Annotated in this window: 18 protein-coding genes; 10 read left to right on the plus strand and 8 right to left on the minus strand. The window is 38.5% G+C overall.

Features of this window, described 5'->3' with window-relative positions; genetic code table 11:
• Window positions 1-38: 38 nt before the first annotated feature.
• Window positions 39-3,959, minus strand: a complete 3,921-nt coding sequence (locus QNI22_RS26695; protein ID WP_314515447.1) for a PAS domain S-box protein — start codon at window positions 3,957-3,959, stop codon at window positions 39-41.
• Window positions 3,960-4,600: 641 nt separating this feature from the next.
• On the opposite strand from QNI22_RS26695, the gene QNI22_RS26700 reads away from it, so the two are divergent.
• The 3 genes from QNI22_RS26700 to QNI22_RS26710 are packed head-to-tail and all read left to right on the plus strand — an operon-like array spanning window position 4,601 to window position 6,917.
• Entirely contained in the window at window positions 4,601-5,107 is a 507-nt protein-coding gene (locus QNI22_RS26700) for a GNAT family N-acetyltransferase (protein WP_314515449.1), read from the plus strand.
• Between the two features lie 10 nt (window positions 5,108-5,117).
• Complete coding sequence (locus QNI22_RS26705) at window positions 5,118-6,098, plus strand: hypothetical protein (protein WP_314515453.1); 981 nt, start codon at window positions 5,118-5,120, stop codon at window positions 6,096-6,098.
• Between the two features lie 21 nt (window positions 6,099-6,119).
• Window positions 6,120-6,917, plus strand: a complete 798-nt coding sequence (locus QNI22_RS26710) for a helix-turn-helix domain-containing protein (RefSeq protein ID WP_314515455.1) — start codon at window positions 6,120-6,122, stop codon at window positions 6,915-6,917.
• A gap of 260 nt (window positions 6,918-7,177) precedes the next feature.
• Here the strand turns inward: QNI22_RS26710 and QNI22_RS26715 are convergent, their stop codons facing one another.
• Both QNI22_RS26715 and QNI22_RS26720 read right to left on the minus strand, forming a co-directional pair.
• Window positions 7,178-8,254 carry a lanthionine synthetase LanC family protein gene (locus QNI22_RS26715; RefSeq protein WP_314030404.1) on the minus strand — a complete coding sequence of 359 codons (1,077 nt, stop codon included), beginning with the start codon at window positions 8,252-8,254 and terminating at the stop codon, window positions 7,178-7,180.
• Window positions 8,255-8,384: 130 nt separating this feature from the next.
• Window positions 8,385-8,528 carry a hypothetical protein gene (locus QNI22_RS26720; RefSeq protein WP_314515457.1) on the minus strand — a complete coding sequence of 48 codons (144 nt, stop codon included), beginning with the start codon at window positions 8,526-8,528 and terminating at the stop codon, window positions 8,385-8,387.
• Window positions 8,529-8,667: 139 nt separating this feature from the next.
• Between QNI22_RS26720 and QNI22_RS26725 the strand changes: the two genes are divergently transcribed.
• The 3 genes from QNI22_RS26725 to QNI22_RS26735 all read left to right on the plus strand — a co-directional run bounded on the left by QNI22_RS26725 (window position 8,668) and on the right by QNI22_RS26735 (window position 13,842).
• Window positions 8,668-9,741, plus strand: a complete 1,074-nt coding sequence (locus tag QNI22_RS26725) for a sensor histidine kinase (protein WP_314515459.1) — start codon at window positions 8,668-8,670, stop codon at window positions 9,739-9,741.
• Window positions 9,742-9,848: 107 nt separating this feature from the next.
• The gene (locus QNI22_RS26730) at window positions 9,849-10,589 is read left to right on the plus strand and encodes a LytR/AlgR family response regulator transcription factor (RefSeq protein ID WP_314515460.1); all 741 of its coding nucleotides are present in this window, start codon (window positions 9,849-9,851) and stop codon (window positions 10,587-10,589) included.
• A 112-nt stretch (window positions 10,590-10,701) separates the two neighbouring features.
• Window positions 10,702-13,842 carry a lantibiotic dehydratase gene (locus QNI22_RS26735; RefSeq protein WP_314515461.1) on the plus strand — a complete coding sequence of 1,047 codons (3,141 nt, stop codon included), beginning with the start codon at window positions 10,702-10,704 and terminating at the stop codon, window positions 13,840-13,842.
• Between the two features lie 84 nt (window positions 13,843-13,926).
• Here the strand turns inward: QNI22_RS26735 and QNI22_RS26740 are convergent, their stop codons facing one another.
• Window positions 13,927-14,313 carry a thiol-disulfide oxidoreductase DCC family protein gene (locus QNI22_RS26740; RefSeq protein ID WP_314515463.1) on the minus strand — a complete coding sequence of 129 codons (387 nt, stop codon included), beginning with the start codon at window positions 14,311-14,313 and terminating at the stop codon, window positions 13,927-13,929.
• A 260-nt stretch (window positions 14,314-14,573) separates the two neighbouring features.
• On the opposite strand from QNI22_RS26740, the gene QNI22_RS26745 reads away from it, so the two are divergent.
• Window positions 14,574-15,014, plus strand: coding sequence for an SRPBCC family protein (locus tag QNI22_RS26745; RefSeq protein WP_314515465.1), 441 nt, complete (start codon window positions 14,574-14,576; stop codon window positions 15,012-15,014).
• A 66-nt stretch (window positions 15,015-15,080) separates the two neighbouring features.
• Here QNI22_RS26745 and QNI22_RS26750 read toward each other — a convergent pair whose 3' ends face one another.
• The gene (locus tag QNI22_RS26750) at window positions 15,081-16,133 is read right to left on the minus strand and encodes a threonine aldolase family protein (RefSeq protein WP_314515468.1); all 1,053 of its coding nucleotides are present in this window, start codon (window positions 16,131-16,133) and stop codon (window positions 15,081-15,083) included.
• 125 nt (window positions 16,134-16,258) lie between these two features.
• Between QNI22_RS26750 and QNI22_RS26755 the strand changes: the two genes are divergently transcribed.
• Complete coding sequence (locus QNI22_RS26755) at window positions 16,259-17,116, plus strand: LysR family transcriptional regulator (RefSeq protein ID WP_314515471.1); 858 nt, start codon at window positions 16,259-16,261, stop codon at window positions 17,114-17,116.
• Between the two features lie 271 nt (window positions 17,117-17,387).
• Here QNI22_RS26755 and QNI22_RS26760 read toward each other — a convergent pair whose 3' ends face one another.
• Together QNI22_RS26760 and QNI22_RS26765 are read right to left on the minus strand one after the other, a co-directional pair.
• On the minus strand, window positions 17,388-17,732 hold the full coding sequence (locus QNI22_RS26760; protein ID WP_314515473.1) for a hypothetical protein: 345 nt from the start codon (window positions 17,730-17,732) through the stop codon (window positions 17,388-17,390).
• 192 nt (window positions 17,733-17,924) lie between these two features.
• Complete coding sequence (locus QNI22_RS26765) at window positions 17,925-18,332, minus strand: PRC-barrel domain-containing protein (protein ID WP_314515475.1); 408 nt, start codon at window positions 18,330-18,332, stop codon at window positions 17,925-17,927.
• Window positions 18,333-18,896: 564 nt separating this feature from the next.
• Here QNI22_RS26765 and QNI22_RS26770 point away from each other — a divergent pair.
• The gene (locus QNI22_RS26770) at window positions 18,897-20,195 is read left to right on the plus strand and encodes a Kelch repeat-containing protein (protein WP_314515477.1); all 1,299 of its coding nucleotides are present in this window, start codon (window positions 18,897-18,899) and stop codon (window positions 20,193-20,195) included.
• 427 nt (window positions 20,196-20,622) lie between these two features.
• Here the strand turns inward: QNI22_RS26770 and QNI22_RS26775 are convergent, their stop codons facing one another.
• Complete coding sequence (locus tag QNI22_RS26775) at window positions 20,623-21,726, minus strand: sensor histidine kinase (RefSeq protein WP_314515479.1); 1,104 nt, start codon at window positions 21,724-21,726, stop codon at window positions 20,623-20,625.
• A gap of 703 nt (window positions 21,727-22,429) precedes the next feature.
• On the opposite strand from QNI22_RS26775, the gene msrB reads away from it, so the two are divergent.
• Window positions 22,430-22,879: a peptide-methionine (R)-S-oxide reductase MsrB gene (gene msrB / locus QNI22_RS26780; RefSeq protein WP_314515480.1), complete on the plus strand. Its 450-nt coding sequence runs from the start codon at window positions 22,430-22,432 to the stop codon at window positions 22,877-22,879.
• The last annotated feature ends 25 nt before the right edge of the window (window positions 22,880-22,904 follow it).

Consider the following 22,904-nt stretch of genomic DNA (forward strand, 5'->3'; position numbering starts at 1 on the left):
TGTCATCTTTATTTTCTTGTAACAAGAGATATCAGATACTATTGGGTAAACGAAAAATAAAAAGTAGTTCCTTCATTCACTTTGCTTTCGGCCCATATGCGACCACCATGACGCTGAATAATACGCTGCACAATAGCCATACCAACACCTGTTCCTTCAAACTCTGAGGCTTTGTGAAAGCGTTGGAATACACCGAACAACTTATCCATATATTTCATATCAAAACCTACTCCATTATCGCGAATAAAGTAAACAGACTCATTTCCCTCTTTAAACCAGCCAATATGAATCTGAGCCACATCTCTCTTGGAAGAGAATTTAACAGCATTTTCAATCAGATTCTGCCATACCTGCCGCATCAGAGATATATCACCGCGCATAGGAGGCAGTTCCTCCAACTGAAGATGAATACGATTCCGTTGAGTTTCTGTAGTCAGTGACAGAAATACATCTCTTACCATCTCGTTGAGGGCAATAGGAAATAATTCCATTTGAGAACGATTAAGCCGGGCAAATGCCAGCAGATCATCAATCAGTTGTCCCATGCGCCGGGATTCATCATTAATAATTTTGCAAAACCGTTTGCCTTCTGCATCCAGAATAGGAGCATAGTCTTCAGACAGGATAGCAGAATACCCATTAATAGCCCGTAATGGAGCCCGCAAGTCATGTGCTACCGTGTAGTTAAATGAATCCAGCTCTTTATTGGCTGCAACCAACTGAGCAGTTCTTTCTTCTACTCGTTTCTCAAGCTCCTGATTTAGCTGAGAAATCTGACGCTGAGCCTCTTTAATGTCTGTCACATCTATAGATACCAGCATGGCCAGTGTCACCTTATCCGTTTCATCTTTGATAGGCACATACCGGGTTATGATGTCTGTCCCAGCACTGCGGTTTTCAGTAGTAAAAATTTCCCCCTCAAAAACTCGTTTCAGATTAGTACTCAGTGTATTAGCAACATCTTTATCCAATAAATCCTTTGCTTTCCTTCCAATCAATAACTCTCTGTTATAGCCAAATACATTTAATAAGTCGCCTTCCACGAGCAGATAGCGGCCTTCCTGATCGAAAAGGCAAATAATAGACCCAGGAATGGTAGACGCAATAGTTTTATAAATTTTCTCACTCTGAACGAGTTTTTTTTCTGATTCTTTACGTTCAGTGACATCACGCAGCGTAAATAGTACCCCATTCACTCCCTGAATATGTTCCAGGTTCATTGCAATTCCCTCCATCCATCGCCATGTACCATCTTGGTGTCGCTTACGAAACAAAAGTTCTATAGTATCTCCCGGATAGTTCAATTCATTCCAGCGTAATGGCTGATCAGCCGGATGGACAAGATATTCTGGAGATAACTTCATATACTCTTCTGGAGTATACCCTAACACATGTTTTATACTTCGACTAACGAAGGATATATTGTTACGAGTAGACACAATAAATACATCATTACTATTTTCGATCAAAGCTCTGAACTGCTCTTCGCTAGCTTTTACTCTTTCTTCTGCAATTTTCTTTGCAGATACATCTCTCAGATTGATTACCAAACCACGCACAGCCTCATCTGTAAGCAAATTGGTAACATTACCATCCATAAAATGATAAGTACCTTTTTTATCGATCACCCGAATACTAATCTCTGATGAAGCACCTGGTATCTTAGCTATTTGCTGAATCAATTTTTGTACATGGGGTTGATCTTCCGGATGCAGGAGATTAAAACGAGGTGTGCGCCTGCCCTTTGTATTCCATTCGAATATGCGCTGCCAAGATGGACTCCGATATGTAATTTCCTGATTAGCATTTAGTACGGCAATAAAATCGCTACTATATTCAATCATACTCCGAAATCGACGTTCATTCAGATGCAGCTCCCGGTTTAGTTCAAGAATGGCCTGTGCATTGTGTGTTTTCTCTGTAATATCCCAAATAGAAACAAAATAAACAGTATTCCCATACAAATCGCAAAAGGAGCCTCCTCCATAAGAAAATATTCTCACCCACTCCTTTTTCAAATGACGTATCTGTATCTCCTCATTTTTAACCTTTTCGTTACGCAGCAAACGTGACATTGGCCACTCGCTAACTGGAATAACATCCCCATTTAAATAAGATAGTTCATAGATAGAGGTAAATTCCTGTATAGTATTTTTGCATTCCTCCATTGTCTCAAACCCATGCATTTGCAAAGCAACCGGATTCCAGTGCAGCAAGTTGCCATGCTCATCTGATATCACCAGCCCTTCTGAAAGATTTTCAATGATTTGCTTCAGATTATTCTCACTTTGCAGTAAGGCTTCTTCGACTCTTTTCTGCTCAGTAATGTCTTCTATTACAGAAATAAAATACAATGGATCTCCTGTCTCACCCCGTTGAAGAGCCACAGTTAAACGAACCCAGACAATGGAGTTGTTTTTGTGAAAATATCGTTTTTGCATTGTATAACCCTCTATTTCTCCATCCAATGTCTGTTGCAGCAAACGCAAATCTGTATGTATATCTTCCGGGTGAGTTATATCCTGAAAACTTTTTTGTAGCAGTTCGCTCCTGCTATAACCTAAGATGTCCAGCAACTTTTGATTGATATCCAGCCATTTGCCATTCAAAGCAACACGAGCGATTCCAATGGCAGCATTTTCAAAAACGGAACGATACAAATGTGCACTTTCAGTTAACTCTACCTCTGCCTTTTTCCGGTTGGTTATATCTGTCAATACTCCATACCATGTGACACCTCCGTCCGGATCTTTTTTAGGCATAGACCAACCTTCTACCCATATCTCACCTTTTTGCGGATTGATCACACGAAACTCATCATGCCATCTGGCCATATGCAGCTTTGAAAGCGAAATCTTCTCCAGAATCCGGGCACGATCCTCCTTATGCCATCGTTCTTCGGCCAATGAACCATTATTAGCCAGAACATCCGCAGTAAGATCATAAATATCTTCTATACCAGGACTTGCATAAGGAAAGCAAATCGAACCGTCTGGTTTCTCTCTAAAGGCAAGCACTACTCCTGGCACAGTACCTACTAATGTTTCAAAGCGGTCTCTTTCTTCACGTAACACTTCTTCTACTTTTTTTCTTTCTATAGCCATAGCCAATACATTGGCTATAGTTTGTACAAAGTGAAGATCATCTTCATCAAAATTGTAATGATGTTTACTATATAAGCTCAATACTCCAAAAGAATCTGAATTACTGGCTATTACAACACTTATTCCACTTGTAATGTGTTGCTCTTTCAGAGAAGGAGAAATAGTGAAACGGCTTTCAGCATTCCAGTCATTTGCGACCACCGTAGTACCAGAAAGAAATGCACACATAGCTTGAGAGACAAACTTGTCCGCTTCGGCTAGTTCATCGGCAGATTGCCATGTCTTAGGCCAGCCTGCTCCTGCACGAAATATCAACTTATTCCTACTGGCATCCCACTCCTGTATCTGAGCAAATTCCATACTTAGCAGATGAGAGGCAAGAAATGTAGAATGATCAAACAAAGTTCCGGTATCCATACCCTGCAAAGCCAGTTGGGTTAACTCAGTAACGGCAGACTGTTGCTGTAGCCGGATCTTAAGCTGAGCTTCGGTATCTTTTCTTTTTACAATACGGACAAAAGCAACCAGATTTCCATCCTGCAGTTTTCGGGAGTTAATCTCCACAGGAATAAACCGTCCATCCTTATGACGGATATGCCTTTTAGTAGATACAACACCTCCTGTCTCTAACTCTTCTTTGTGCAGAGGTTCCTTTTGCAACTCTTCCGGAGCTAGTATATCCATTACAGACATAGTCCGTAATTCTTCAAGTGTATACCCAAACATCTGACAACCAACCGGATTTGCATGGATATAATGAAAATTTGGATCGCTGACAAATATTCCATCTGCTGCCTGTTCAAAAATAGCATTTGCTATTTCTACGGATACTGGAGAAACAAGAGGTGCTCTCATTGTAAGGGATAGTATTGTGAAAATCTATTACTCACTTTGTATAAACCTTATGCATAAAATACTATTACTCCCTGATTGTTGACACAACTGCTCACAATAGAGTAGTTTTATTCTATCTCTTAAGACCTTGTTTCAGGTAATATCGGTCATAACAAGCCATTAGATATATAGGAAATTACCACAAGGAGCAGGTCTATCTGCAGAATGATCAAAAAAGGATTAAAGTAAGTGGTAACAGAAAAAATCTATTCATATCCAAACGTCTTTCTGTGGGTCTATTCATCAGAAGATTTCTTCACTAATAAAGCATACTCATTCCTGGAAATCGTACTGAGTCTGCTTTATGATACCTGATCTACTTATTAAAGTATGTATCAATAGCTATATCTGAAGGATAGCAAGAATAAGACAGGTATTTCTAATTCGTAAATACATTGATACACAAATATATAATAAATAAAACAAAGTAGTTACCTGATAGTAAGATGATATTAATCATCTTGTTGTGTTATTGACTAAATAGTAACATGAATATGTATCATATAGGAAAGGGAGCAATGATTAGGCTGAAAATTGGCAGATTTTTACACCAATCACCCGACAGTTATTTACGACCTTTACAAAATGATTGATCTGAAATTATGAATGATATACAATTATTACCACTCACATTACAAATGGCTCCGACACTGGCTGCTATTGCAAATGATAAAGATATCTGGCTTCAGGTGCGTGACCGACTCCCACATCCGTATCATTTACAGGATGCAGAAAGCTTCATCTCTATGGTCATCCGTCAGGAACAACCACTGATACGAGGGATCTTTTCTGAACAGGAATTATGTGGAATAATTAGTATTACACCACTGCATGATATTCACAGAGTTTCTGCAGAAATCGGGTATTTCTTAGGTAAATCATGGTGGGGGAAAGGAATTGCAACAACTGCTGTCAGCCAGATTACACAAATGGCATTTGCTACGTTTCCCATTGAACGCATCTTTGCAGGAGTTTTCTCCCGAAATAGATCTTCTATGCGTGTGTTGGAGAAAAATGGTTTTATTCAGGAAGGCATAGCCTGCCGTTCTGTAATCAAAGAAAACATACTGCTTGACGAACATATTTATGCTCTCTATAGACAAATCTAATTAGTGAAATATGAGCCAATCCCAGAAAGAACCTACTCAGCCAGATGCTGTTGCCTTACAAAAGATACTTCATAAACTGGGCTATCCGGATTTATTGGAAAAATTAGGTGAGAATATCTCAGGATCAGAGCTAAATACATTGTTGCTAACCCTTATGGCTCAACGTGCAGCTCAATCATCACCTCCTATGTTGCTACAACAATACCAGCATAGTCGTTTTGCCATGCCTTCACAGTTGCCTCTTGTTGCCTTTAGTGAGTTTGAACTTAGCCTGCAGAAAATTATTCATGCATTTGGATTTCAGGATATCATACTTTCTCCGGTAGCTCCATTGGGAAGTTGTTCAGTAGTAGGAACAGTACATCAAAACAAAATACTTTCAGCGATAAGAGGTATGGAAGTAATGGCAGATATAACCAATGCAATGGCGCTGGAAATTTGTCGTCGCAAACAAACAAGAGAATGGGTACCTGCCACTGATAAGGACACATTGCGGCTGTTTACCACACATCGGCATTTGCGAACACCTCCAATCCAAAATGCAAAATTCAGTCCACATTTTGCCATCCTGGGTTGTGTAGTATCAGGACGAGATCAGGGTGATTGTCAATTTGAGACATTTGTAATCCTAGAACAATTGAAATTATACAAAGCCCTGCTTGCAGATCATCTGCATTTATCAATAAAGGTAAAACTATATTTGCGTGAAGGGTACTCTGCGTTATCTTTACTACAGGAACGAATAGCAAAGGTATTAGAAGAATTGAATACATCTGTACCTGTTGAATGGCTGAAACCTGACACAGAGAATGCCTATTATCAGGGAATACAGTTTAAGATCATGGTAGTAACAAATGACCAAACATGGGAAGTAGCTGATGGAGGATTTGTAGACTGGTCACAAAAATTATTGCAAAACAAAAAAGAACGTATGTTGATTAGTGGGTTGGGAACAGAATTGCTTTATAAAATTCTGTTTTCTACTGAATAAGGTATGTAAATCAAAGATCAAATGAAAGGTCGTATTGTACTGGAAACTGAGAAGCAGGAATTTATCCGGATTGCCTGGCCCTCACCTGCCTTGCGTAAACTTATTGCTTATTATTTTGAGGTTAAAAGTCCAATAAATCAGACAACATCTACTCATCTATACTCTATACCCAGCTTACATGGCCTATTTTGTTTTTCACTCAACAATTCAACCTGGATCAGCACAGAACAACAATATCAAAAAGAGACTATCCTGAAAGGCACCCAATTACTTGGAGCGTTTACCTATCCTTTGTGTTCTGTTTTTCCATATCAGAAACACGCATTTTACATTAAGCTACAACCTGGAGTATTGGAAAAGCTTACAGGGTTCCTACCAGGAGAACTACTTAATGCACAAAGTACACCAGAAAATGTATGGAAAAATGAATTGACAGAACAGATAGGCAATACATCAACTTTTGAGCAACGGATAGCTTGTGCAGAAACTTATTTCAAGAACCATCAGTATTTTAGTTTTTCGTATGCATTTAATCTAATCCAGACAGCACTCTCATTATTTTCACACTACCCTACCCAAAGTATTGAAACAATAGCAGATAACTTATCTGTAAGCTATCGGACCCTTCATCGTCACTTTGATCATGAATTAGCACTTTCACCTAAATATTGTCAAAAACTCATACGATTTAGACAAGGCATATCTTTATATCGTACCAAAGGAAGTCAATGCGATTATAGTCATCTTGGGTACACAGATTTTTCTCATTTCTGTAGAGAAGCCCGACAAATAGCATTGAGAGCACCATCTGAGATTTGAGACATAAGGAAATAAGCTACCACCAATAACTTTTAAACGAGGCAATGTCACTATCTCACAAACAATATTTTGCTTACAGCTTCTTGATAAAGATACCATAAAAACACCAGCCTGATCCAACAGTTAGGTGCTGTAAGGATCAGGCTGGCAATTTGTAGTGAAGAGGAGCGTTGGCAATAATGTCTAAGCAATTTCAAAGCATTCTGGCGGAGAGAACTCAGATAAAAAATATAAAAAAGATATTAAAAAGTGCAAGATTACTATAGAAACAATAGACTAGTATTTAAATTACCCATTGTCCACTGTCTGATTGCAGCATATACACCTAAATTTCCTGTAAGCAAAGAATTATCTTCATTGCTTTGCTCACGTATATACCGCTGCCAAAGCTCTCCTAACCAGAAACTTCCTTCTTTAAAAAATCGCTCCTGCTGTGTAAGTGAATGTAAGTGTCGATAAAATAACACTAATCCGGCTATGCCATCAGTTAAACCCATACACAGAGAATCGGATTGCTTTTGCATATGCATCCGTTGACTGAGTATAAATCCAGCCAACCGATCAGCCCATTTTATTAACTCTCTTCTTTTCTGGAGCTGTCCTACCTCATACAAAACCAATATTTGTATCAGATCGCCAGCAGACCAGCTTAGTGTATCAGAAGTCACCCATTCTGAGTCACTTACTTGGACAGGAAAAAGAGCATTCTGATTCTGCATGGTATTTATATCCAGCTGATGAGCATACAGATAATATATATACTGGTCAATTATCTTCATCAACGTACCCTGATGCTGTGTCAAAGCGGGTGAAGCTTGTGACTTCATCAGTAAACGTACCAGAAGTAATATATATCCAGCATACCCACTTTCAAGAGTTAGGTCAGTAACCGGCTCACTCCCAATGGGTAACCAATGACGGCATAACTGGGAAAGCAAACGATGCTGCATTTCCTTTATATGTGGTGTCGATGTTTGGTTACTCAGAAAATAGTGCAAAATAGCCGTACTTCCCTGGCAATATCCAAGCTTCTGCTCCTGAATTCGTTGCATTACCTCCTGGTAAAGCTGTAGCTCAAAATCCAGTAACGTTTTTCGAATAGTTTCTTTTTTGTGTAACTGGTATTGATACAATGTCTGGCATCCTGTCAGAAGAGGAATCAACTGTGATGCGGGTCTCCAGTCTTCCGTATGAATAATATCCTGCAACAGATCAAGTTCGAGTTCCTGTTGCCAGATATGCCATAACCAGGTATCTGCCGTCGATAAATCTGAGTCAGGAATCAGGCTCAGACTTGTCAATTCTGAAGCCATTCTCTCTACTAATGGTGCTTGCATATTCATCAGTGTTTTTTGTGTAAGTTGAATAGATATTCCATTATTAAAGCGATTCCTAAAATACCTATCCCATTTACGCTAAGGACATCCATTACAGGTGGCTCTTCCCTGTATCATAGATATAAATTTCTTATATTCCCGTTGTCAATACAGTACCAATAGTTTGGTTGCTGAAAGGCTGGTTTTCGCCAGTCAGTGCAGGGATACTTGTCAAACGAGCTACTTTTTTAACACGGATTGAAGTCAAAGCAGAAGTGGTTGTATTTGTTTTCATAAAATTTTGTTTGTTTGTAACGTGATAAAACATGTTGCTTGTGCTATTTATTGAATGAAAGTTGCAGGTTTTCTTTCAATCCGGAAAATCAATTATACCAAGCTGCCTTTTTCCTATATCAGTACCTGAAAAGCCCTATATGAAACAACTACAACACTGGTTCCAGCAACACTGGAAAACAGTCTTGATTCATGCCAGTGTATGGATACTATATCTTCTGGTCAATAATTTTTTATTATTCATAAATCAGTTGCGACAAATAGAACTGGGGCAGATGTTTTACACCTATGCTTTGGTTGCTGTTCTGTTTTATGTAAATGTTTATTTTGTTATAATTCCCTGTATGCATAAACGCAAGTATATAAAACTGATGTTTTATACTGTACTGCTGATATGTGCGTATGTTATGATTCGGTACGTTCTCTTTACGTATGTATTTCCAATGCTTCATATTATTGATGCATATCGAAAAAACTATGTAATGATGGAGCAATTTTTACCAGACTCTATCTGGATAGCTTGCCAATACATATTGTTTAGCTATGGCTATTGGTTTGCCTTGCGTTCTGTTCAACTGGAACAACACAAACGCAAAATTGAGCAGGAATTTGCCACACTGGAGCGGGAAAGAGCACAGGCAGAACTTGCCTTTCTCCGATCACAGTTAAACCCTCACTTTCTCTATAATACACTTAATTTCTTTTTTTCTGATGCACTTCAGGTATCTCCCAGACTAGCTGATTCCATCATGGCCTTATCTACCATGCTACGAAATGTAACCGAAATAGGCAAGCAGTCACTGGTCCCTATCGGACAGGAACTTGATTATATTCGGAACTATATCAAAATACAATGTTATCGGTTTGGCGACCAGCTTCAGGTGCATCTTGACATTGAAGGCGAAGAATACGAAGATCAACACATGATTCCACCCTTATTGTTTATCTCTCTTGTCGAAAATATTTTCAAGTATGGTGATGTATATGACAACTCTCAACCTGTCCATATCCGTATATGTCTATCGGAGACTGAGATCTCCTTTTATTCCGGAAATCCTAAAAAGGCAACACCCAATTATACACAGGGAGGGTTGGGATTGAAAAACATTGAGAATCAATTGAGAATCATATATAAGAGTGATTTTAGCTTTGAAGTAACCGAAGAAAACAATATATTCTATGTAAATTTAAATCTTCCACTACTTGGTAATTAGCGAAACAGCCCTTATACTGTGTTGCAGTTTGAACGCCTTGGTAGATATTTTCAGTATAACAGTCTTTGTGCTATTTCTAAACCTTACTTAATTAAAATAACAGTACGATGATCAATTGTCTGATTTTAGATGATGAGCAGGCCGCAATTAATGTACTGACCAAGTATATCGAGGAAACTCCCTATCTCAAACTAGTAGATGGTACTACCTCTGTTTCCAAAGCTATTGAGATGTTGAGCCAGCAATCTATTGACCTGATTTTTCTGGATATCCAGATGCCTTTATTGAATGGACTCCAGTTTATTGACTTATATGGTCATCAGGTCAAAGTAATACTGACAACTGCCTATAGTGAATATGCACTGGAAGGATATGATCGTAATGTCATTGATTATTTACTCAAACCTATCCCCTTTAACCGTTTCCTCAAAGCTGCAGAAAAAGCGTTAAATTATTTTAACCGGAATAATGCAGTACTGACAACACAGGCGTCTCAGCCAGATATGGATTTTATTCTGGTTAAAACAGAACATAAAGGCAAACTGCGAAAGATTAATTTCAACGAGATTGTTTATGTAGAGGGGTTGAAAAACTATGTTTCTATCTATACTACTCAACACGAACGGATTGTAACGTATAGTGGCATCAGTGATCTGGAAGAGCGATTACCATCTCATTTGTTTGCACGTGTACATCGATCCTATATTGTTACTATACGCATGATTACAGCTATTGATGGCAATGAAGTTTTGCTGAAAGATGCACCACGTATTCCCATATCAGGAAAATTTAAAGATGATCTTTTATTAAAACTCCAGAAAGCGATACTCCAAAACAAATCAGAATAGAGTATCCATAACTATTTATAACCCATTATCATTTTTACCATCACCTGTAGCTACTGATTCTCCCGGATAGATTACCGGGTACTATGCGTCTCAGGCAAATTTTTATTTCAGTATGACCGAAAGTTTAACCAATCATGGTTTCCTGATTTTTCGATCTCCCCTACTACCTTACCATACCCTAACTCAACTAACAACCGAAAAGATTCGGGCTATTTATTTGAATCCGGTTTTACAAACGGCTTTATTCATTGCATCACCAGAAATGTATATTCAATGCTGTGCATGGCTGAATGATGAAGTAAAAAGTGAAAAAGACAGGAAAAAAATTGAGTTAACGCTAACAAAATATTTGCTCCGTGCTTCCTATCGTTGTACTCCTTTTGGGTTGTTTGCAGGGTTATCACTGGTGCATATGGATCACCATACAAGCATAGAATACACTCCGGCAACAGAATGGCATAGACATACCCGACTTGACATGGATTTTATACATGTCCTGTCTCTGCATATTGCTACCCTGCCAGCTATACAAGATGTAATTACCTACTATCCAAATAATACTATCTATCAGATTGGCGAAAAAATACGATATGTAATCTACGAGATCCACCAAAATATGCGGGATCATCACCTGGTGGATGTAGATGCATCTCTTTATCTGATACAATTACTGGATTATGCAAGGAAAGGAGCTACCCGTCAGCAACTAATCTTTATCTTACAAAATCAGGGAATAGAAAAGGTACCTTCAGCTGACTTTGTCGACCAAATGATAGAGAATCAATTACTGATAAGCGAACTAGAGACTACTATTACAGGAGAAGCTTATACAAGTCGTCTGGTCAGGATATTACAAAAATACAGTGAGGGACAACCCATAGCTGCTACTCTGGAAAAGCTATTGCTTAGCATAAAACAAACTGACAAACAAGATTTTCATACACTAATAGAAAGTTACAAAAACCTCTCTATTCATATAGCCCAGTTTGGATTGCCATTTGATACAACAAAACTCTTTCAGGTAGATGTCTATAAATCCTCTATTACTAACACACTCAATACTCTTGTAGCAGAACAACTACAAAAGGCAATTTATCTATTAAGTACCATACAGTCTGTAAATGAGCCTGTTCATCTTGTTAAATTTAGAGAAGCATTCAGAGATCGTTATGAGAATCAGTCAATACCATTATTACAGGCTCTGGATATTGAAACAGGTATAGGCTATCCTATTCGTGAAATCGGGGCACATGATTTTGTACCTCTTCTGGAAAATATTATGTTGCCTGCTACTACGACAGCCACACAATCCATTGAGTGGTCTCCCTGGCAGCAATTTCTATTCGATAATTACACCAACGCACTTCGTCATCACCAAGAAGTAATTTACCTCAGTGAAAAAGATCTGAAACCGTTTATGCAAGAGTACTCTCCTGCATTGCCAGCCTCTCTCTATTCAATAGGATACCTCCTGGCTCAATCTGCCAATGCTATCGATCAGGGAGACTTTACCATCTATCACCAAGCAACAACGGGTCCTTCGGCTGCAAATCTGTTAGGTCGATTCTGTTATATGAGTGATGAACTGACACAACATGTTAGACAAATTACACAGGAGGAGGAGAAACTCCATCCAGAAGCTGTTTTTGCAGAGATAGTCCATCTGAATCAGGCTCGGGTAGGTAATATTGCTGTTCGCCCACATCTTCGCAACTACGAAATTCCTATAGTAACACCTACAGGTACAGACAGTGAACATACAATTTTACTGGAAGACCTGGATATTTTTCTTCGCAATAACAGACTTGTTTTATATTCAAGAAGGTTGCAAAAAGAAGTCATTCCTCGTTTGAGTACAGCTCATCTATATTCAGCCAATACTATTTCAGCGTATCATTTCCTGTGTGACCTTCAGTTACAACAGCTACAGCGAGGGATAAGCTGGGATTGGGGAGTTGTAAAACATGCAGATTATCTGCCACGTGTACAATATGACAAAGTAATACTTAGTAAAGCCCAGTGGCGTCTGAACAAATCGGTTTTGGATCAAATTAAAATCCTCTCCGGTTATGCGCTCAAAGAATACATTCAACAACTTCGAGAATCAAAACATATTCCTCAACACATTACTATTAAACAGGCTGATGCACTTTTGCCACTTGATCTGCAAAATGATCTATGTCTGGAACTTTTGCAACAACATATAACTCAGATAGAGACTCCCCTTTTAGTGGAAGAGAACTTGCTTACACAAGACAATGTATGGGTAGAAGGTCCGGATGGAAAGTTTACACATGAATTTATTTTACCAATTCAGTATCCTGTATCAGTAAATTCAATCCCAAATACACCTCCAGCAACTACCATCACACGAAGTTTTCCTCCTGGTTCCGAATGGACATATGTCAAGATATATTGTGGAATCAATACAGCCGATGAACTATTGCTTACAGTTATTAAGCCTCTGTCAGAAGAGCTCCTAGAAGGAAAGTTGATTGATAAATGGTTCTTTATCCGCTATGCAGATCCAAACTTTCATCTGAGGATTCGTTTTCATGAAATACAAGCAGGAACAGGGCAGATCCTTCAAAAATTATATACCTATCTACAACCTTATTTAAGTAGTAATCTGATTTTCAATATACAGACAGATACATATCAACGGGAATTGGAGCGATATGGAGACTCATCTATAGAAGAAAGTGAAACTTTATTCTACCATGATAGCATAGCCACACTCGCATTGCTGGACACACTAGCAGTAGATCCGGAACCAGATGAAATTCGATGGCAGGCTGCACTCTGGGGAACAGACCAATGGCTTACAGATTTTGGATTGTATCTTCAAGAGAAACAGAAACTACTTTTTAACTTACAAACAAGCTTTAAGAACGAATTTAATCTGCATACATCATCTTCCAGAAAATCGTTGGGAGAGAAGTACAGACTAGAAAAAAACTACATACGAACTCTACTGGAAACTACACCAGATCAGAAACATTCCCTATTTCCCATTGCAGATATATGGAAAAACAGAAGTGAAATGACAAGAGAAACTATCAGCCAGTTAAAACCACATTTTTCATCCCAACATTGGGAAAGCCTGGTAGGAAGCCATATTCATATGTTTCTGAATCGTGTATTTCGTTCACAACCCCGAAAGCAGGAAATGGTTATTTATGATTTTCTATATCAATACTATCATTCCAAACTTATGCAGGAGAGTAAGATACGAACAACCAATCAGATCTAATCTAAGAAATAGCCTGGCCTGCAAGCACAAAGCCTGACGATAGAAGAGTATAAAATCTCAGTTATTGTCAGGCGTTTCATAAATTTATTCAATAAAACGAGCTCTTTCACCAGGAGTCAAGATAAGGCAATTAATATTTTCTCCCTGTAAATAACGTTGACGTGCAAACCATCTGTAAATCCCATCCCGAATCCAGCGTGGCAGATAGATTAATCCAAACAATATCGGCCATCCACCTTGCAGGTGACGACATATTCTGAGTGCAGCTTCAGACCCAACATACTTTCGATCCTCTTCAAATAGGACCAAGCCATCACTACAGCCAATACGAGCTACTTCCAGCAACCTCTCTCCTATTTCAGATCGTAAAGAGGCAAAATTAAAATAAGCCTGTTCGTCCCGATTCAGAACAAACTGAACATATTTGTTACAGAAGACACAGTCTCCATCAAATACAATAATTGCTTTCATGTGGGTTGTTTATGCAAAAGTTATCCAAATAATTTTCTGATGGTTTAGTATCTGCTACAACTTATAGAGGTAAGTACACAGCAAATCCATGATAAAAAATGAAAAGAAAAGTGTGGGTATAAAAATTAATTATACCAAATGAAGGTTTACAGATACCAATCTTCTTTTTCTCTATTTTGCTTTACGCATGGAACCAATGTTAATTGTATGGTTTTACAACTATAACCTACTGATAACATCCCATTTTAACACTTTGTGGTATGCAATCTGTAACCAAATCTGAAATCCATAAATCAATGAGAATCAATGCTACTACCTCAAAGGTCTGGCAAGTACTTACACAACCAGAATGGATTCGAAAATGGATATTGGATACAGAAGTTGAGGTTATTTCCAATTGGAAAACAGGCAAGCCAATTGTAATCAGGGGATATTTACATGACGAATACTTTGAAAACAAAGGGATAATCTTGCAGGCCGAACAAGAACGTATTCTTCAATATACTCATCTGAGTTCACTTTCCAAGCTTCCAGATACTCCTGAAAGTTACACTATTATTCAATTTGAGTTAATAGCCTCAGACGATCGAACAGAATTATATCTGACACTAACTAATTTTCCAACAGAAACTATTTACTGGCATCTCGAATTTTACTGGAATGTAACTCTTGGCTTATTAAAGAAGCTATGCGAAGAATAAAGAGGATATTAAAAAACCAGCCTTATAAAAAGCTGGTCTTTTGTATATTTAGAATTTATGCAGGTTTCATCGTACTTCACAAACTTCTTTTTTCTCAACTTCGCTGGCTATATATAAATCTTCAATAAACTGATTAATCATAGCCTCTTTTGTAGCCCAGCTGGTCACCAAACGAATGGCAGACTCCCGGCTATTCATTTTTTGCCAGATATAGAAGTCGTATTTTTTCTGTAGCTTCTCTATTACTGAAATAGGAAGTATTGGAAAAATCTGATTGGTTTGTGAATTTGTCAGAAAGGAATAACCTAGTTCTTGAAAAGCATTAGCCAGTTTAGCAGCCATCTGATTCATATGGTTTCCAATCTCTAAAAACAGATCATTGCTGAATAAAACCTTAAACTGAATACCCAATAATCTTCCCTTTGCAAGCAATGCTCCCCGCTGTTTAAGATTATAGATAAAGTTTTGCTGTAATACAGGATTATTGATCACAATAGCTTCACCTAGCAATGCACCACTTTTGGTACCTCCAATATAAAATACATCTGTATATCTTGCCAGATCCGGGAAAGTAATATCACTGGCACAAAGACCGGAAGCAAGCCGAGCTCCATCAATGAACAGATATAAACCATTTTCACGGCAGCATTGAGATAATGCAATTAATTCTTCTCTTCTATAGTGTGTTCCAATCTCAGTAGGATGTGAAATATACACCAACCGGGGAATCGGCTTATGAATTTCCTCAAACTTATCCAGCACAGCAATAATATCTGAAGATCTTAGTTTTCCATCTGTGCTTTGTACGGCTTCAATCTTGTGACCTGTAGCTTCGATAGCCCCAGTCTCATGTACCAGAATGTGTCCGGTTTCTACAGCAATTACCGATTCGTATGGTCGCAGTATAGAAGCAATAACCGTCAGGTTAGCCTGCGTGCCTCCAGAAATAAAATGAACAGCAGCAGACGGACTTTCGAGCTTTTCACGAATCAAATCAGCAGCCTGCTGAGAATACATATCAAAACCGTATCCACTATGCTGCTCTCCATTACTTTCCATCAATGCCTGTAGAATGGCTGGGTGGCACCCTTCACTGTAATCATTTTTGAAACTATACATTGTGATAATACCCGTTTAAAGTTTGTATGGTTGTTGATGATTTAGCAAATGTATCTTTTTAGGTAATGCAGAAAAATGCTATTTTTGGAAGCATTGATGCGTAAAATGCATTAATCATACAACTCATGGATATTCAACAAATTACCTCTTTTCTCACTTTAGCAGACGAATTACATTTCTGGCGGGCATCCTTTAAACTAAATATTACCCAGTCAGCTTTGAGCAGGCAAATACAATCACTTGAAAGTGAGCTCAATCTAGCATTATTCACCCGTAGTAAACGAAAGGTGGAGCTTACGGCAGCTGGAAAGTTCCTTTACCAGCAATGGGAGCCTCTTCTGCAACAACTAACGTATAGTACCCGTTATGCACAAAAAATTCACCGGGGTGAATATGGATCACTTACCATTAATCATCCCGGATCAATCAGCCACAATCTGTTGCCAGACTTACTAGCCCACATCTCTGAGCTTTATCCGGATGTAAAAGTGGAACTAGTGCAATTGAAGTACACTCAGGAGGAGGAATTTTTGAAAGCATTCAAAATTGATCTTGCTTACAGCCGATATGAGCACAAATCTGATTTTATTGAATCAAAACTGGTCTGGAAAGAAAACTTTGGATTTGCAGTTCCTATAAATCATCCTATTCAATCCGCAGAAGATCTGACTTCAGATCTTCTGAAACAACAACGGTTCGTACTTCCAACATTACAACATGGGTATGTTTTTCCGGAAACAATTTTTAGCATTTTTAACCATTACCAGATCAACCCCGTCATCTCCTATGAATCTGATTTTGGGTCAACTGTATTATCTCTGGTAGCGAAAGGACTGGGTATTGCTATTCTTCCTTTCTCATTTGCTCAGCAGGCTCCCCCTAATATCCGATTCATCAAAATTCCTTTTGAGATTCCGTTGTATCTATACTGGCGTAAAAACGAAGATAACCCACTTGTTATCAACATTTTGAAACTCACATAGCGAATAAAATCACCCTGTTCAATATACGATTACTTTTATAAGTTGTTCAAAATCTGCAGCTTCTGAGTCAAAACAACTTATAAAAGTAATAGAGTATGATTTGCTCTGTCTTTTATGATAACCTCATTCGTCTATTTTATTTGAGCAATCTCGCTTGATCTGTAACTACTAACAGACAATCCAGAATACTATGTCGATTCTAAAATACTTATTGTTTTATAACTTTTAGAAAAGCTGAATACACTAAAGAACGGTAGAGCTTTATCTATATTTATTCTTCCATCCTCCATTGTCCACTTCCTACATAGGATTTCAGTAATTCTGTGGATTTGGGGTCTCCATATAACCTGATAATACACTCAGAAGAACAATTGCCTACAAGGGATGTTTCTAGTTCATTGATATCTGTTTCATAAGCTTCATCCATAGGTTCTTCCAGTAAGTCATGCATAAGTCTATAAATATCCCAACGGGACCAACCTTGAGTAGAAAGTTTATATATGTACTCACCAAACCATCCATATATTTGTTTTTCATTTGAGAGACTGCACTGATAAATATGTTGCAGTACATGCTGTTTAACTTCTAAAAAATCAGTTGGTAATCTCCAGGCCATGGTATGTAGACTCTTAATTTGGGCGATTTACAATTTATGGGGATAATGTAACCAATAAAGGTATATGCTAAAAGTCTCCAACCTTGATTTGTTCCGATGAGTTGAAATAGCCACGACTTACAAACAGCAATAGCCTTGTTCTATAGAGTAAAACAAGGCTATTATCCACTACTGTAGATTCAGTAAGTTACTTTACCTATACACCCAATACTGATTCACCTCCGCATAGTAGGCTGTATCGCTGTTGGTGTCAGGCCAATGGTCTTTATCAAACCCAGGAGAGTTCTTTACATACTCTTTGGTTCTGTCCAGAACAAAACACCTACGAGGGCCATCCAGAATCAGTTCATTGTAAGGAATGGCAAACAGTTTACCTCCAATACCTAAGAATGATCCAGATTCCAGTACTACATATTCAATCTTTCCTGTCTGGATGTTGATCATCAGATTTTGGATGTTTCCCAGGTCTTCATCTGCCCGGTTAATCACTTTGTCACCTATAATAGAAGTCGCGGTGAGACGTTGTACCGGAATGTTGGCATCTGCTCCTTCATGATTGATGCCTGTTCGGTTATCAGCTTCATAAGTTCCTATAGCCATAAGTACCTCCTTATTTTAGTAAGACATTATACACTACAGCTTTCCAAAGAAAGCCTTTTTACTAAAAGCAAAAGGCTACCTATATGGGGTAGCCTTCGGTTAATCTTAGTCCTTTCGCTGGCATTACCCAGTTCAAGTAAATGAGGATATATTCTCAGGTCTGACTTAAGAAAATGGATCTTTTTCATTAGAAAATGAATCTTACTTTTAGATACATTTCTTCTTACTTCTACAAGATGAATAATCTTAAACCAGCCACTCCTTTTAAATTATCTCTCCTTTCTCAGACTAACGCTTACAATGAATAAACTTCTGTGCCTGAGTATAAAATGCGTCTGCTACACCATTTATTTATGTGGGCTTTGGTAAAATGTAGCATTTATTTCCTGGTCATGGAGAAAATATTTCTCTATATGAAAGAGGCATAGCCTATAAGCAGCTTCTGTGACAAAAGCAGACAAAACCGATCATTTTCTCACATCCGTAATAAGGTGCAATAAACAATAGTTATTTTCACTCATAAATCCTACTTATTTGCATTTTTTAATCAAATAAATTGCTGAGATGAAAATAAAACAGCTACTTTTTCTTTTTCTGGGTGCGTCAATCTTTCTTTTTTCCTGTAAAAAAGAAGACGATGTTCAATCCGACTCTACATCGTTAACTATTACGACTTCAGCACCTACCAATATCTCAACCCGAAAAGCATCCTTTCAGGGAGAAATATCTTTTACTGGTAACAATACGGTTAAAGTGAAAGAATATGGATTTGTATGGTCAAATACACCCAACCCTACTGTTGCTGCTAATAAGGTAGTGATGGGAAGTGGCCTGACTGAAATTACCTCTCCATTTATGTTGTTTGGTTCAGTAACAGAACTAGCCATGAACACAACCTATTATGTAAGAGGTTATGCCATTGCAGAGAATGGAACGGTTTCCTATAGTTCAGATGCTACCTTTCAAACATTAGGGGGCAATAACTGGGAAACACTGACAAACTTCCCAGGAAAGATGGATCAGTGGGCGCTTGGATTTTCTATTGGAGACAAGATTTATGTAGGTAACGGATTGGCAAATGAAACCTCTTCATCTTTTACCACCAAAGAATGGTGGAGTTACTCTATCACAACAGACACATGGACCCAGAAAGCTGATTTTCCAGGGACCAATTCTTCGTTGGCAACAAGTTTTGCGATTGGGAACAAAGGATATATTGTAACAGGAGGAGGAGACCAGACAAAAGCCTGTTGGGAGTACAGTCCTGATACCGATAGCTGGACAAAAAAATCAAGTTTTCCAGGAGATGATCGTATACAGGCAGTTAGCTTTGTATTAAATGGGAAAGGATATGTGTGTGGTGGTATGATCGTTAATGGTGCCAATATGTTATATGATTTATGGGAGTTTGATCCGGCAAATGCAACGGCAGGAACAGATGCAAATGGAAATCCATTAGGTAAGTGGACACAGAAAAAAAGTGCTCCAATTCAGTCTATTCAACAAGCTATGTCATTTACGTTGGGTACAAAGGGATACGTGCTGGCAGACAAGAATAATACATTAGGTGGACGTCCTCTGATGGAATATGATCCGGCACAGAATAACTGGACAATTAAAAGTGCTGTTTTACCTGTTAACTATGTAAACAAAGGATTTGCATTTGGTCTCTCTGACAAAGCCTATGCAGGTGGTCTGCCCAATGAAAGTAGTTATGGTACATTCTGGGAATATACGCTGCAAACAGATGCATGGACTCAGAAAACCAATGTTCCTTTTTATACTGGTGACGGATGGACTACTACTTACAATGGAAGAGGCTATTGCTTAATGCTAGCAGACTTCTATGAATATATTCCATAAGCTATAATTACGTTAGTTATCTCAAATCCAGTGATTATTTTATGTGATATAAATCGTAATAAAACAGTACCTGTGTTTTTGAAAAGAACATGGGTACTATTTTACATTAGATAATTTGTATATTTTGTTTTTCAGCTCTTTTCTTGTCCTCTCCCCCTTTTGTTCTAAAATGAGCACTCGTTTTCGAGATTCTTCCAGGAAGACATACAGAAGGTTTTTAAACCTATTTTCCCTAAGTTAATAGCATTGCCCACCTGCAAGACCAAAGCCAACCTCGTGGAGAAAAGATTGCCAACATATCTACACAACAACTCGCGATTGAAGGAAACTTGTCTCTCTTTATGACTTTTTATATCTTGTTTTTTAATGTCGTATGTAACCAGCAGGCAGGCTATAAGTGTATCTGGTTATTGGAGAATTGCACTTGCTATCGGGTATTAGGTAATGTAATGGTCAGCATGGTTCCTTCTCTTTCTCTTGTTTTAAGATCAATTTTTCCCTTAAGCTTCTCTACTACCTTCTTAACCAGATACAATCCTAAACCAGAACCTTCTGCCATATCTGAAGCACGAAAAAACATGTCAAATACCCTGTCAGTGTAATGCTCCATAATCCCAATGCCATTGTCTTTCACCTGAATAACAAACTCCTTTGTTTTGGGATTTTCCCATATCGAGATTCGGATATAAGGATCTTCTTTGCGCAGATCATGGTATTTGATGGAATTGGAGAGTAGATTGTTGAGAATGATACGCAACCGGGATATATCTGAATATATAGGATGATCCTGGCGGATGTCTATCTCAAAATCAATAGAAGAGAACTGAGGCAAAAACTTCTGTCCCTCCATTGCTTCCATTATTAACAGCGACATATCTATCTTTTCCGACTCAACCTTTGTGCGGTCGTTGCGCGAGTACTGTGTCAGATCAAAGATAAATTTGTCCAGACGTAGTACGCTACGTTTCATCATATCCATGTATTGCATAGCCTGTATCGGAAAGTCCCGTTGTGCAATGTCTATCAGTCCCAGAATGTTAACAAGTGGGGCTCTCATATCATGAGATGCTTTATATACAAAGCTATCCAGTTCAAAATTAAGACGACTGAGTTGTTCTTCTGATCTTTTGCGGTCTGTAATATTGTGTAGATAAAAGGCAAAGCCTGCGATAACAGGATCTTCCAGTAAATTGGTAATCGCGGCATCAAAGTGCATAGTACCTTCCTCTGTTTCAATAGAGAGTTCCTCTCTAAGAGAGGACGCTGTACTTCCGGGTTGCACCAGTGTATCCAACAGGTAGCTCAATCGCCGATGTTCTACAATGTTCAAGGCTTCAAACAGATTTCTTCCCAATAGTTCCGCAGGCTTTATTTTTAAAATGGATGTTACAGAGTCATAGACATACGTAATATTGAGTTCTCTGTCGACTAGCAAAATAACTACATAGGATCGCTCTAATGGATACCGGTATTTTTTTTCGTTGCGACAAAGTGCTTCCTGAAAATGAGGCCGAGCAGTTGACAAATCCATAGTATAACAGAGTTAAGTAATGGAGAATCAGGTTATAATCTTAATGTATCTTTGTATACACGTTGCATGGCTTATCAGTTAAAACTGACAGAATAAATAACGGACAGAGATAGCCTGCCCGTTATTCGCAACCTGGAAAAACACTCTACACAACTTCTGATTGTTGGTTCAAAAAAATGCTCCTTTTCCATGTAACTATATTCGCTGGTTGTAATATAAAGCTACTGTAGAATCACGGTTGTTGAATACCGGAATCGTTCAACAGGCAAAAGTGATCGTTGAAAAAGTGGATCAGAAAGATGCTACGTTACCGCATTATCCTGTTCTATAACTTTTTTGAAAAGGTGATTTGTACATAAAGAAAAAACACTCTTACTGTCCTTCTGAAAGGAACATTCACACTCTGTCCTTCTGTAAGAAACTTGTGACAAATAGAGCTATGTCTGGTTTCTGAAAAGCTTTTCTCCAAATCCATAGGCCGCCGGTCTTGCCACGCCTGTCCCGACAAGGGCGGGAAGATCCTTTCAGGAGGACATATAAAGAGAGTTTTTACTAAAACCTTCAAAATTGAAAAAGGTATGGGACACGATAAGCGTTACCGCTTGCCTGAAAGTCTCAACATTAACCAGCATACACCTTCATCCGAACCGAACTTTGTGTCATACTGTTCTTTGTGTAAAACCTTTTCTGGAATTTATTGCTTATGTTACGCTGGATGGATGTTCTCAAATATGCCCGGTATAGTAATCCAGAACCTTCTCGCAGAGTAGAGAAGACTGAAGACGAATGGAAACAGATACTCACTCCGGCTCAATACCATATTACACGCGAAAAAGGCACAGAGCCCCGATACCGCAATGCCTATTGCCGATCGTATGAACCTGGTGTCTATGCCTGTGTAGGATGTGGAAGTCTGTTATTTAACTGGACAGAAAAATACCATGCAATATCCGGTTGGCCCAGTTTTACCCAACCAATCTCCAGAGGGGCTATCAAATATGCTTTTGATGACAGCTACAAGATGGAGCGTATTGAGGCACTATGTAGTGTATGTGATTGTCACTTAGGACATGTATTTCCAGACGGCCCTGAGCCTTCCGGATTGCGGTATTGTATCAATTCGGAGAGTTTGGTGCGATTGGATGAGGTATAGAGAAGTTGGCTTAGTTTTGCGGGAG

Origin of the sequence: Xanthocytophaga agilis (genome assembly GCF_030068605.1) — a bacterium.
Taxonomy (GTDB): Bacteria; Bacteroidota; Bacteroidia; order Cytophagales; family 172606-1; genus Xanthocytophaga; species Xanthocytophaga agilis.